This window comes from Ruegeria sp. BA12, from assembly GCF_056539625.1.
In genome coordinates this window covers 198,824-210,943 of the sequence record NZ_JBQFVF010000006.1, presented here as the reverse complement: position 1 = coordinate 210,943, position 12,120 = coordinate 198,824, and the positions used below count along the sequence as shown (strand labels likewise).

The 12,120-nt window shown below is 56.9% G+C and carries 15 protein-coding genes; 4 read left to right on the top strand and 11 right to left on the bottom strand.

Annotation, left to right across the window (positions count from 1 at the left end; translation table 11 throughout):
* Positions 1–53: 53 nt before the first annotated feature.
* Together ACR0B0_RS13705 and ACR0B0_RS13700 are read right to left on the bottom strand one after the other, a co-directional pair.
* A complete protein-coding gene (locus tag ACR0B0_RS13705) occupies positions 54–344 on the bottom strand; it encodes an antibiotic biosynthesis monooxygenase family protein (protein WP_170350529.1) in 291 nt (96 codons plus the stop codon).
* 98 nt (positions 345–442) lie between these two features.
* Positions 443–748: an excalibur calcium-binding domain-containing protein gene (locus ACR0B0_RS13700; protein WP_226689361.1), complete on the bottom strand. Its 306-nt coding sequence runs from the start codon at positions 746–748 to the stop codon at positions 443–445.
* A 242-nt stretch (positions 749–990) separates the two neighbouring features.
* Here ACR0B0_RS13700 and ACR0B0_RS13695 point away from each other — a divergent pair, with 242 nt between their 5' ends.
* Complete coding sequence (locus ACR0B0_RS13695) at positions 991–1,494, top strand: HugZ family pyridoxamine 5'-phosphate oxidase (protein ID WP_170350531.1); 504 nt, start codon at positions 991–993, stop codon at positions 1,492–1,494.
* Here the strand turns inward: ACR0B0_RS13695 and ACR0B0_RS13690 are convergent.
* Positions 1,479–1,886, bottom strand: coding sequence for a universal stress protein (locus tag ACR0B0_RS13690; protein ID WP_170350532.1), 408 nt, complete (start codon positions 1,884–1,886; stop codon positions 1,479–1,481). The two genes, ACR0B0_RS13695 and ACR0B0_RS13690, sit on opposite strands and share 16 nt — an antisense overlap.
* Before the next feature lie 62 nt (positions 1,887–1,948).
* Positions 1,949–2,275: an antibiotic biosynthesis monooxygenase family protein gene (locus tag ACR0B0_RS13685; RefSeq protein ID WP_170350533.1), complete on the bottom strand. Its 327-nt coding sequence runs from the start codon at positions 2,273–2,275 to the stop codon at positions 1,949–1,951.
* A 146-nt stretch (positions 2,276–2,421) separates the two neighbouring features.
* Between ACR0B0_RS13685 and ACR0B0_RS13680 the strand changes: the two genes are divergently transcribed.
* Positions 2,422–3,084: a hypothetical protein gene (locus ACR0B0_RS13680; protein ID WP_170350534.1), complete on the top strand. Its 663-nt coding sequence runs from the start codon at positions 2,422–2,424 to the stop codon at positions 3,082–3,084.
* 45 nt (positions 3,085–3,129) lie between these two features.
* Here the strand turns inward: ACR0B0_RS13680 and ACR0B0_RS13675 are convergent, their stop codons facing one another.
* From ACR0B0_RS13675 to phhA, 5 genes are all read right to left on the bottom strand, one after another.
* Positions 3,130–5,418 carry a glycosyl hydrolase family 28-related protein gene (locus ACR0B0_RS13675; RefSeq protein ID WP_480648214.1) on the bottom strand — a complete coding sequence of 763 codons (2,289 nt, stop codon included), beginning with the start codon at positions 5,416–5,418 and terminating at the stop codon, positions 3,130–3,132.
* Positions 5,419–5,552: 134 nt separating this feature from the next.
* On the bottom strand, positions 5,553–5,954 hold the full coding sequence (locus ACR0B0_RS13670; RefSeq protein WP_170361506.1) for a DUF4864 domain-containing protein: 402 nt from the start codon (positions 5,952–5,954) through the stop codon (positions 5,553–5,555).
* A 48-nt stretch (positions 5,955–6,002) separates the two neighbouring features.
* Positions 6,003–7,577: a lysine--tRNA ligase gene (locus tag ACR0B0_RS13665; RefSeq protein ID WP_170361504.1), complete on the bottom strand. Its 1,575-nt coding sequence runs from the start codon at positions 7,575–7,577 to the stop codon at positions 6,003–6,005.
* Between the two features lie 124 nt (positions 7,578–7,701).
* Positions 7,702–8,055 carry a 4a-hydroxytetrahydrobiopterin dehydratase gene (locus ACR0B0_RS13660; RefSeq protein WP_226689357.1) on the bottom strand — a complete coding sequence of 118 codons (354 nt, stop codon included), beginning with the start codon at positions 8,053–8,055 and terminating at the stop codon, positions 7,702–7,704.
* 7 nt (positions 8,056–8,062) lie between these two features.
* Entirely contained in the window at positions 8,063–8,863 is an 801-nt protein-coding gene (phhA, locus tag ACR0B0_RS13655; protein WP_480648211.1) for a phenylalanine 4-monooxygenase, read from the bottom strand.
* A 109-nt stretch (positions 8,864–8,972) separates the two neighbouring features.
* Between phhA and ACR0B0_RS13650 the strand changes: the two genes are divergently transcribed.
* Together ACR0B0_RS13650 and ACR0B0_RS13645 are read left to right on the top strand one after the other, a co-directional pair.
* Positions 8,973–9,440 (top strand): Lrp/AsnC family transcriptional regulator, encoded by a 468-nt coding sequence (locus tag ACR0B0_RS13650; RefSeq protein ID WP_367647818.1) that lies wholly within the window; start codon positions 8,973–8,975, stop codon positions 9,438–9,440.
* 80 nt (positions 9,441–9,520) lie between these two features.
* Positions 9,521–9,943: a tellurite resistance TerB family protein gene (locus tag ACR0B0_RS13645; protein WP_170350540.1), complete on the top strand. Its 423-nt coding sequence runs from the start codon at positions 9,521–9,523 to the stop codon at positions 9,941–9,943.
* 2 nt (positions 9,944–9,945) lie between these two features.
* Here ACR0B0_RS13645 and dacB read toward each other — a convergent pair whose 3' ends face one another.
* Entirely contained in the window at positions 9,946–11,424 is a 1,479-nt protein-coding gene (gene dacB, locus ACR0B0_RS13640; protein WP_480648209.1) for a D-alanyl-D-alanine carboxypeptidase/D-alanyl-D-alanine endopeptidase, read from the bottom strand.
* 66 nt (positions 11,425–11,490) lie between these two features.
* Positions 11,491–12,111: a nicotinate-nucleotide adenylyltransferase gene (locus ACR0B0_RS13635; RefSeq protein ID WP_480648207.1), complete on the bottom strand. Its 621-nt coding sequence runs from the start codon at positions 12,109–12,111 to the stop codon at positions 11,491–11,493.
* Positions 12,112–12,120 lie beyond the last annotated feature (9 nt).

Here is a 12,120-nt window from a genome sequence, read left to right as displayed (position 1 = left end):
TCCTGAAAAAGTCTGGTACTAGAGTTGAGAAATTTGGCCCTGAATACGCGGACCTATCCTTTATCCCAATGGACAACCACGTCGAACCCGGCCGGTGATGGCGGGCCTTCTAGGAATTCGGCAAAATGTCCCCAAAGCGCCGCCACTTTGGGGGCGTTGGCGTTCGAGGTTTCTTCGCTTTGAACCACGGCCACAACAAAACCGGTACCGTCCTCGTTCATGACATTGGTAAAGCTGTGCATGCCTTCCATGCCCATAATCTGATCTTTAAGCTCGTTCATCTTTGCCTCGGCCGCATCCCGCATTCCGGGCTTCATCTTGAACTGAGTAATACGTGCAAACATGATTTTCCTCACTATCTGGGCGAAATCCCCCAATGACGGCCAAAACGACGCGTCCGGCGGAGTGTACCACAGTCACGGGGATTCTGTTAGATTTGGGGTCAGGGCCGCAGGAATTTGGCGTTGCCGACTGTCCGCGATCTGGGCGTTTCAGCCGGTTGCGGCACTGCGCTCTGCCCGGAAATCGACCTTTGCGTTCCGCAGGCCACACCATCGCCATCGGGGTCATTGCGCGGGTGATACCCAGGACCGCCCTCAACGAATGGCCCCGGCACAATGGTTTCAATCGCGCCGCACCCGGCCAGGGCAATCAGATGCAGCAAAGCTTCTTCGTGCCTATACTCAGACGTCCGCAGATAGACCCCCACGACGATACCCATAATCGTCACCGGCAGCATCAGGACCATGAGGAAAATTCGAACCGGGGATAATGCGCGTTTCCGCTGCGCCTCTGCCCGTTTTTGACGCCGCGAAACCTTGGGGACAGAAGATTCCGTTTCAGGGGTGGGTTTTCTAAACTGCATGTCCCTCTGTTACCCTCGATTTGTGGCGAAACCGAGACCCCAATTGACCCGGAAACAAGCCCTCGCACAGGGAGGGCATAGGGGGTATCTTTTGCGTGTTTCAAACAGCTAGAACCACGCACATCATGAGCCAATCCAGCCCATTTCACCCGGTCGATGAGACCGCCCGATGTTTGACTCGTGATCTGATCGAGGGCGCAACCTATGGTGCGCTTGCCACTTTGCGACCGGACTTAGGGGTGCCTTCGGTGTCGCGCATCGCCCTGGCCACGGATGACGCGGGCAGCCCTATGACCCTGATTTCGACATTGGCGGATCATACAGCCGCCTTGCGTGCCAATCCGGTTTGCGCGTTGCTAATCGGAGAACCCGGCAACACCGGCGACCCGCTGACCCATCCCCGATTGACATTGCATGCCACAGCCACGTTCGTTGCCCGTGAAAGCGCCGAACATGCCAGCTTGCGGTCGCGATATCTGACCTTGCGACCCAAATCGAAACTCTATGTCGATTTCACCGATTTCAGCTTTGTGCGTTTCGCCATTTCAGACGCCGTTCTGAACGGAGGGTTCGGCAAGGCCTGGCGCCTTGCCCCCAACGATTTGCGGCCTGATCAACGCACCACGTGAACCGCACAGGCGGCGTGACGGACCACGTGGTTTGTGGTTGAGCCCAACAAAAGATCCTGCATGCCAGGCCGGTGTGAGGCCATGATGATCAGGTCAGGCTTGTGGGATTCCGCCCAGTCCAGAATGGTGCGCCCAGAATGCCCTTCGATCACCACACCCGTCGCATTGGACAGCTTGGCCGCCAACTCATCCAGCTCGCCCTGGACCGCCTTGCGGGCCGCGGTCAGATATTCCGGCGGCATGTAGGAAATCGCGTAGTTCGGAATATGCTCGACCACATGCAGCAGTGTCACCTGAGCATCTGGTGTTGCCAAAATCTCGGCCAGTTTCAGCGGGCCGGAGATATCCCGATCGGCATCAAATGAAATTGGAACAAGAATGTTGTGATACATGGTGAGCCTCTACTTTCTTCAGCCACCATACCTGATTTTATCGATTAAGGTTTTGATACAAGTCAGGAACTGCCAAAAGTTTCGGCCACGTCATACATCACCGGCTCAAAGCTTTTACACATCTCGTTGATCTTGCGATTGCGATCGCGCATTTCCGGCGTTCGCAACATTGCCAGAAAATCCTCACGACGGTTCCATTGGGAATAGTTGGCAATCCGCGTCTGCGCATCGTTCACATGCAGCCCTGCGGAAACAAATCCCGGCTGTTTCGAGATAAACTCGGCGTAGGCGTCGGTCAACGCATCCAACAGATCGTGGCAGGTACCCGGTGTCATCTCAAAAGTGGTGATGACAGTCTGGACGCTCGCGGTCTTGGAAATCTTCGGCATCTGGAATCTCCCTTTTCTTTTGCAAGCTTAACACAGGATTTGGAAAGGTCTTGTGTTTCCTTAAACGACACGTCGCCTTGGATTGGTTTCCAGAAAATAAACAAAACACTAACCAACCGTTAACCATGCTTGCGGAAACTGCGTGCATGTTCCGGGTTCTCGCTTTTTTGGTATTGCTGCTTGCCGCAGCCCCGGCTTGGTCCGGCGCATGGCTGCGTGAGAAGGACGCAGCGTTCACCGCGGCCTCGGTCACTGCATTCAAAGACCGTGACGGCAGCTATGATTACAAAACGGCGCTTTATGCTGAATTCGGATACAGGCCGAACCTCACAATCGGGGTAGATTTCGAACAAAGCCGGGATTTCTACGGCCACGCCCTGTTGTTTGCCCGGGTTCCCGTGGCCAATTTCAACAAATGGGGGCATTTCGCGGCCGAGTTCGGGGCCGGTGCCCACCACAAGCAACTTGACGCCTGGGCGATGTACAAACTGACCCTGTCCTATGGCAAAGGGTTTCAAACCGGTTGGGGCAACGGTTGGGTTGCGGTCGACACGGCCCTGGAAATTCGCACACATGACGCGGTTTATCGCAAACTGGATATCACGGCGGGCCTTTCGTCAGATCGATTGCTCAATCCTCTGATACAGGTGGAAACGGCTTATACCTCTGGACACTCGTTATTTTGGAGGGCCAGGCCCTCGGTCATGATCCGTGCGCGCGACAAAGGGCCCACCTGGGTGCTGGGCCTTGAACGCAACGATGCCCGCAACGATACTGGTTTGAAAATCGCGCTTTGGGAAGAGTTTTGATACCGGTGAAATGGCCACCCTGCAAAAGTGTGGCCATCCCAGTTGTCAGCTTTCCATACGAATGCGGGTCGAGACTTCTCCGCGGACCGCCTCGGGCCAGCGCAGGTTGATCGCGTTTCTCGACGCACCTTGTTCTAACTGCACATAGGGGGTGGCATAGGTCACCGCGCCGAATGTATTTCTCAAAGCTCCCAATGCCGTAACCGCGTCGCAACTACGCGCATAGCCCCCGAAAGGCAGCTCTCCGGCTGTCTGAACGGACCAGGCTTGCGCTGCGGTTCCTTGCGTATGCTTGACCCGCAATGGGTTCGCAACTTTTTGGTCAACGCCGTGAAAGGTATTGTTTTCAAACATCACATTGCGATGCGCATAGTTGTTCATACTGGCAAATGAGGTATCCACCCGTTCCACCCGCGTGATACCACCGCTTGTTGCGCGGAACTTATTTCCGGTCACGATCACACCGTTCAGGAAGTGTCCTGCACCATGGGGACGAACAATGAGGTAAGTGAACCAGGGCGGGGCCTCGCTGGAATAGAAAATATTGTCGGTAATGGCCATCGAGCTGAAGGAAAACCCGGTTGTGTAAACCGGATCTGCGTCACGTTCGTTGGTCCACAGGATCGAGCAATTGTCGATATAGTTCCCCGAGATTGTCGAGCTGTTGTAAGTGCCGATCATGACCAATCCAGGGCTGCGTACACCTTGTGGAATGCTGTCGCCCTGAAAAAAGTGATTGCCGAGGATCATGTTGTTGGTGCCACCCAGAACCGCAAAATGGCGGAACCGTACGGCCCGGTTGTGGCGCAGTTTGACGTCGTTGGCCGTCGCGTTTAGCGCGATCGACGAACGGTCTGGGACGTTAAAGGATTCTTCGGTGGACAGGAATTGACACGTATCGATCAACATGCCCTGACAACCAGTACCGATAGACGTGATCCCGCGATCTTTGGGGCGGCTGACAAAACAGTTCGCCAATGCAAAGGTGCTGCCTGACGGGGCCAGACGGATCGCGCTGCTGCGGCCGTTACATTGGAATTCGATCTGTTCCATTCCAAATTTGCGCAGCGTGCTGAAACCACTGAAATCCAGCAGGTACTTGAAAGACAGGAACGTGAATGTCTGCGTACCAGACGCATCGTAGAGCGGCGCGCTGAGCGTGATTTCACCCGCGCCGTCGTTCTTCGAACGCACGTAAATCTCGCGACCGACCCCGCTCCCCTGTACCAGACAACCAACCGGAATGTTGGCCACATTCGCCACGTTCACCAACCGGGTGGGATCGTTCGGGTTGTAGGTCGCGACCGATGTAAAGGTTTCGGTATCCCAGGCCGTACTGCTTTTGACGTCAAACTGTCCGTTGCGGATCACACGGCGCGTCGAGAATCCGGTTTGCCGGTTCGGAACAGCAGCGGCCATATCGATGGGCTCGGTTACCGATACCTTGCGCCCACCCATATCCAACGATTCATGGTCAGAATTGTTCAACAACGCCTGAAACGCCTTTTTAAAGGCCCGCATTTCATCACCAAACGCATTGATATAGGTCGGCAGATCAAAATTCTTGGTCAGCAGCAGCATCTTGTCATCCGGCATTGTTACGGTGCCTTCAAATTCGATCTCGGATGCCACCGACGTGTTTTGCGCCAGCAGATAGGTCCCCTCGGGCACGAAAATACGACGACCATTCGCAGCCTGATCCGCGGCCTCAAACGCAGCTGAGTCATCCGTCACGCCATCCCCGACCGCGCCGAAATCGCGGACATCGACCAGACTGATGAGATTGCGAAGGAACACACCGGTGACATCCGAAATCTCGATATCATCAACGCGGATAACCGCCCCATTTGCGCCGTCGATATCCAGACCGAAATGCCCGTAAAGGGCTTGTACACCCCATGGCATATCCACGCCAGGGCGTTGACCGGTGCCGACAATGGCCGTGATCTCGTGCACAGTGCCATAGCCCGAAAGCTGCGTGGCCGGGCCTTGCTCGACCACACCGGTAACCTGAACATCCCCGGTACCGCCAGCCCATCCGGCGATACGTACCTCGGGCAGCGGGCCGCTGATGGCTTTGACCCGAGCCTTGATTTGCAGGTAACAGCCCGGCAACAACGGCGTCTGCCCCATGTAACGCAGGCGCTGGGTGGTGCTGACTTTCAGGATTTCCAGACAGCCCGCAAAATCCGCATCCGCCGGAACAAATGCGCCGGTGCCCGATCCGTCATAGGTAGGCGAGCCGGGCGTCCCGTCGCCGCTGGACCACACATTCAAACCATTTGCGAAAGCAGGCGGCGTGAACACGATACCGTCGGTGATTGCCTTGTTCATAGAAATCCCTTTCCCAATCGCGCCGCATCAGCGCGCATAAACCCAGTGCCCGGAGACACACGCCCCGAACGCAAAAGCCTGAGTACCGAAAAGGGATTAACCGCCGCTCATATCACCGTGACGGTGGTGTTGCATCAAGCTGCCGGATCAGAATTGCCCAGCAGTTGCACGCCATTGATCTTCCAACCGTTGTCCATCTGCACCATCTGATAGTCCAGGATATGCACCCTACCAGCGTCATCAGTGATCATGACTTTTTGCCACAGCGCCCCGGCCACCTCGCGCAATTCCAGAAAACGAACCTCCGCCGGACGCCAGACCATCGGATAGCCGCGCCTAACCATGACGCCGAAATTCTCGGGCGTTTGAAACAGTTGCTGGATATTGGGGCTGGCAAAGGTAAAGGCGGTGGCAAAATCATCAGCCTCAAACGCCTTAATCTGCGCCGCGATGTTTTTCTCGATCTCGGCGCTTTGGGCAAACGCGCCCGAGGCCAAACCGGCGCTGAGGGATAGTGCAAGCAGTATTCGACGCATGGGGCCACCTCCTGTTGAAAGAGTAGCCCCACGCGGTATCAGGTCAAATCAGACCAGCTCACCCGCCAACGCCTTATCGATCAGCGCGATCGTTTCCGGCACGCCGTACAGCGCGATAAAGCCGCCAAAACGTGGGCCCTGCGAGGCACCCAACAACACTTCATACAGCGCAGTAAACCAACCCCGCATGGGATCGAACCGCTCTCGCCCGATCGAATAAACCACCGATTGCAGCGCTTCATCCTCAATGGGGCCGTCATAAGCTTCCAACGCAGTTTTCAGTGCCTCCAACGCTTCGCGTTCCTGATCCGTCGGGGCGCGGTGCTGACGTGTTGGTTTGACGAAATCGTTGAAATAGCGCACAGCAAAGCCAGCCGCCTGATCCAGATCCGGATGCGTTTCAGCCGTCGCCTCAGGCGCATAGCGGCGAATGAACCCCCACAACGCCTCTTTATCCTCAGCCCCCGAAACGGACGCGAGGTTCAACAACATCGCAAAAGGCACCATCAGCGTGGATGCAGGAACATTGCCGCCATGGATATGCCAAACAGGGTTGTTCAACTGGGCCTTCAGCTCCTGCCCCGGATAGGCTCGCAGCTGTTGATGATACTCATCCACTGCCTTCGGGATTACGTCAAAATACAGCCGCTTTGCCGTCTTGGGCTTTTGATACATGAAATACGACAGGCTTTCAGGCGCGGCATAGGTCAGCCATTCCTCCATCGACAAGCCATTGCCCTTCGATTTGGAAATCTTCTGGCCCTGCTCGTCGTTGAACAGCTCATAGCTCAGCGCCTCGGGTGGCTTTTGGCCCAGCGCCCGGCAAATCTTGGACGACTGCGTGACCGAGTCGATCAGGTCCTTGCCCGACATCTCATAGTCCACACCCAGCGCAGCCCAGCGCATCGCCCAATCCGGCTTCCACTGCATCTTGACGTTACCGCCAGTGACCGGGATTTCGACCTTCTCGCCGTCAGGTTCCTGATAGACGATCGTGCCCTTAGCGACATTGCGCTCCAGCGTCGGCACTTGCAGCACGTGCCCGGTTTTCGGGCTGATCGGCAGGAAGCACGAATAGGTCTCGCGCCGTTCCGGCCCAAGCGTCGGCAGCATGATCTCTTGAATTTTGTCGAAGCGCTCCAACGCGATCAACAGCATCTCATCAAACCGACCGCTGGTGTAGTAATCCGTGGCCGAGGCGAACTCGTACTCAAACCCGAAACTGTCCAGGAAATCGCACAGCATCGCATTGTTGTGCTGGGCAAACCCGGCATGGGTGCCAAACGGATCGCGCACCTTGGTCAGCGGCAGATGCAGGTCTTCTTTCAGCTCTTCCTGCATCGGCACGTTGGTCGGCACCTTGCGGAAACCGTCCATGTCGTCCGAGAAACAGATCAGCTTAGTCGGGATGTCACTGATTTGTTCAAAGGCGTGACGGACCATCGAGGTCCGTGCAACCTCGCCAAATGTACCGATATGCGGCAGACCCGACGGGCCATAGCCGGTCTGAAACAGCACGTATCCCTTTTCCGGAGCCGCTTTCTGATAGCGTTTGAGCACCCGGCGCGCCTCTTCGAAAGGCCAGGCCTTGGACGCAATCGCGGTTTCACGCAGTTCAGACATTTTTAGACAAGCTCCATCGGGGAAAACAGCGCCGGTCACCCCATGCAACCGACCGGACCCTCCTATTGTGCCGGTGCAGCATGAGTCAATAAAGCGCTGGTTTTTTCCTGTATGGAAGGCTGATCTATATGGTCAACTGGTCCAGTTTGGCCGCCCAGATGAAATCATTCTCGCTTAGACCACCAATTTCATGCGTGGTCAGCCTGACATCCACATAACCCCAGCCAAAGGTGACATCCGGGTGGTGCCCCTGCTGATCGGCGAGCCACGCGCAAAGATTGGCTAGATAGGTCGCCTTGGCGAACCCTTTGAACTTGTAGTGACGGCTCAGTTCTTTCGAATCAGCGTCCAGATTCCAATCGGGCGAAAGCTCCGCCATGTGCGTGTTCGCCTCATCCCGCGTCAAAGCTGGAACGCCACCTGAACAGGGCACACAGGTTCGGTCCGATAGGCTGCAGGTTTCTCCTGTTAGTGTCATGATCCGTTCACTCCGCTGCGGTTGCTTTTTCCGGGAACTTGTTTGGCAACAATCCCAGGAATTGTGCCTGTCGCACGTCTGCCAGCAAATCGCGGTCGGCGGCGGCAAAAAGTTCCTCGGGTGAGTTTAGCACGAAATAGCCCATCTGATGCATATCGATCCGATAAGGCGTGCGCAGGATCGTCAGCGCATCGAACGGATCCCGATCAGGAATGTCGCTTTCGACGGCATAGACAAGCTCTGTCGGCGAGGACGCCAACCCCGACCCCAACGCCTTGATCACACCATCCTGTCGACGCAACCCAAATTCGATCGAAAACCAATACAGTCGGATCAGCCAGGCATAGTCCTTGTCATCAGCCTGCACGCCTGCCTTGCCGATGGCATGGCTGAACGCCGCAAAGCGTGGATCGCTCAGCAGCGGGGTATGACCGAAAATTTCATGAAAAATATCGGGTTCCTCAATGTAATCGAAATCCTCGCGTGACCGAATAAAGGACGCAGCGGGAAACACCTTATCTGCCAGCATGCCAAAGAATGTCTTGAACCCGATAAGCGCTGGCACAGGCTGAACCCGCCAGCCGGTCATGTCCAACAGCCGTTCCGAGATATCCGCGCAAGAAGGCACGCGGGTCTTTGGCAAGTCCAGCCTTTCCAACCCTTCAAGATAGTCTCGCGCCATATAACGCTGCACGTTCTCTGCTTGCGCAGCATAGAGGTCAGCCCAAACGGCGTCCTCTTCTTCTGTATAGGCGATATGGCCGCGTTCATCGGCCACTTTGGCGATGTATTTGGTCGACTTTGGCATCTGCATTCCCTCCGCAGGAAAAGTATAGCCACGCGACTTGAAGGTTTTGATTTGGACAATCGATGGTTTCTGATTATTTTGGCAAACATATATCGAAAGGTGACAATTTGTGAAACAAACCCTCCAACCCGCTGATATCGCCATCCTGCAAGAGCTGCAGACCAATGGCCGCCTGTCTATGCAAGAACTTGCCGACCGAACCGGTCTTTCCGCCTCGCAATGTTGGCGGCGCGTACGCGATCTTGAGGCATCCGGGGTGGTATCAGGCTACATTGCGCAAGTGCGGGCCAAATCGGTCGGGCTGGACGCCATTGCCTATGTTCACGTCGCATTGCGCGATCATCAAGAGGACAGCATCAACTCATTCCTGCGATTGGTCGAAACCGAGCCGCAAATCGTCGAATGCGCCTCAATCACCGGGGACCACGACTTTATCCTAAAGGTTTATGCCAAGACGCCCGAGGACCTTGAACATTTCATCATGCAACGGCTGCTGAAATCCGGCCTTGTCCGCGACACGCGCAGCAATTTTGTGCTGCGCCAGACCAAAACACGCGGCCCGTTGCCCATTCTCTGATCGGTCAGGGGCAAAATCCGTTGAACCTGCCCGCTAGCCCTCCTATCGTGCGAGCGCAAAAGCCCAATCAGGACGACACCATGACCGAACAAGTACCCCACCCGATGTCCCCACAGGATTGCCTGGTTGCGATCATGGTCGCGGTCTCTGCATCGGATGAAACCATTCGCACGGCCGAGCTGGTCAAGATCGAAGGCGCCGTCAACATGTTACCTGTCTTTGCCGAATACGATATCGACCGCACGCGCCGTGTATCTCAGACGGTGTTCGACCTGTTCGAGCAAGAGGACGGGCTGGATGCACTTTTCGGCCTGATCCGCGATAACCTTCCCGAGCGGCTGAATGAAACGGCCTATGCGCTGGCTTGCGATGTGGCCGCTGCGGACGGGTCGCTTGCGGAAACCGAACTGCGCCTGCTGGAAGAAATCCGCTACGAGTTGAGCATTGACCGTCTGCACGCCGCAGCGATCGAGCGTGGCGCACGGGCGCGCCACACGACCTGATCCTAGCTGCCCTGTAACGTTCCCCAACGTTCGATCAACGCGCGTTGCAGCTTGCGCGACCTGTTGTTCCAGCTGCGCGCGCCTTCCGGACGCTCGCGCAGCGCACGGGGAATGGTCGCGCGGTGATCAACGTCAGCGGTAAAGATGGCAAAGGCCAATTCGGAGCCATCCGGTGCAGTTATGAAGCCGCCCAATCCCGACACGAAATTCAGCGTCCCGGTCTTTGCGTCTACTTTGATCGGGTGATCCTTGACCGGCCGTCCCTGACGGTCCGCCAGGGTAAATTTTTTGAGCAAGGGCCGCAGCGCGCCATCTTTGCGCGCCACCACCAGCGCGGTAACCAAATCCGCGGGTGCCACGCGCGACGCATCGCCAAGCCCCGAATGATCCACCATCGCAATTCCGGTCACACCATAGGTCTCGGCCGCCCAGCGATTCATTTCAGCGGCGGAATCGGCGAGGCTTTGCATATTTGCTCCGCGGGCTTTCGAAGCCGTCATACCGACCAATTCGGCCGTTATGTTGGTCGAATATTTGAGCATACCGCGCAGAATACTTTCCAGCGGATCACTCTGATGCACCACCAAAACAGTGCCCTGCGGGGTTTGCCGCGTGATCTGTACGCGCCCCAGCACAATGCCATTTGCTCGCGCCAGAGTACGGAAAACATCCCCCGCATAAAGCGCAGGTTTGCGAACGGGCAGCCAACGCGCGCCACCATTGCCCAGCGCACCGCGGGCAACGGTCCAGCGATCCTGCCGCGCACTTGGCTGATAGGTGTATATCGGCAAACTGCGCTTTTCGACCTGCATCGACGCCATATCCACAGACGGAGTATATCGGGCGGTGCGCGCATCCATACTCACGTCATAACTGGCACCAGCGCGCTTCCATTCGAAATGGACGCGATTGAAATTGAGTGAGATGCCGCTGATGGCAGGGCTATAACCCAGATGATCCGGCTGCCCGGGGTCAATGCTGAACACATAGGGCAACGCTCCGTCATAGACCATGAACGCCCCGCGCACCTCGGTGATTCCGGCCTCGCGCAGATTGGCGGCCATCGTGGCCAGATCATCTGTGTCCAGCAACGGGTCGCCGCCACCAACAAGGATCAGGTCACCATCCAACACGCCATTCTTAATCGGCCCATCCGCCATCAACGCGGTTTCAAACCGATAATCCGCGCCCAGAACATCCAGCGCATAAAGCGCGGTCAGTGCTTTGGCGACACTGGCGGGCGGCAGGCCCTGATCGCCGCCAAACGCCTCAACCTGCATACCGGTCTCTGCATCAGAGACTGCAAACACAACCTCCCCGCGCAACCCGGCGGACTGGATAAGGCGCTCTGCCCCGCTGGGCAGGTCCCCCCGCAGTTGCGGTCGCAAGGATTGAACAGGCGCGTCGGCCAACGCTGAGCCCGACGCAATAGAGGCCCCAAGGCCCGCAAGAAACAAACGACGCGAAATACGATCAACCATGGGTCAATTAAAATCCCAGAGATCACAGGCAAACAACCACTGAATGTGATTATGCCCGCATGGGGGCTATTCAGGCAACACCCCTCCATCCCAGCCACCGCGTGTGCGAATCTCGGTCGAGCTGACATCGACCATCGGTACATTCACGAAACACCACGCCGGTGCCTGCGCACGCCCCAGCAAATGCCGCGCTTGGCCGTCAATGCGATATCGAGCGTAAAGCCGCGCCGCAGGCGACATCCGTGCCGAGATCCGATCCCCCGGCCGTGCGACAACCCCCACCGGCACGCTGTCCATAATCAGCCGCCAATCCTTCCAGTGATGAAACTGCGCCAGATTGTCCGCGCCCATCAGCCAGACAAACCGCACCTGCGGATAAAGTTTTTGCAAGGCCGCCAGCGTATCCGCCGTCGCCCGCGTCCCGGTCAGCGCCTCGATATCCGTCACCTCGACCTTGGGGTGCTGCATGACGTCCCGCGCCGCCTTGATGCGCCGCTGTAGCGGGGCAGGTCCACGCGCCTTTAACGGATTGCCCGGAGACACCAGCCACCAAACCCGATCCAGCCCAAACGCCTTCATCGCTTCAAGCGAGACATGCACATGTCCCTGATGCGGCGGATCAAAAGACCCGCCGAACAGACCAACGACCTGGCCAGGCCGTGCATATGGAATATCGCTTCGCAACATCCTTTGCTG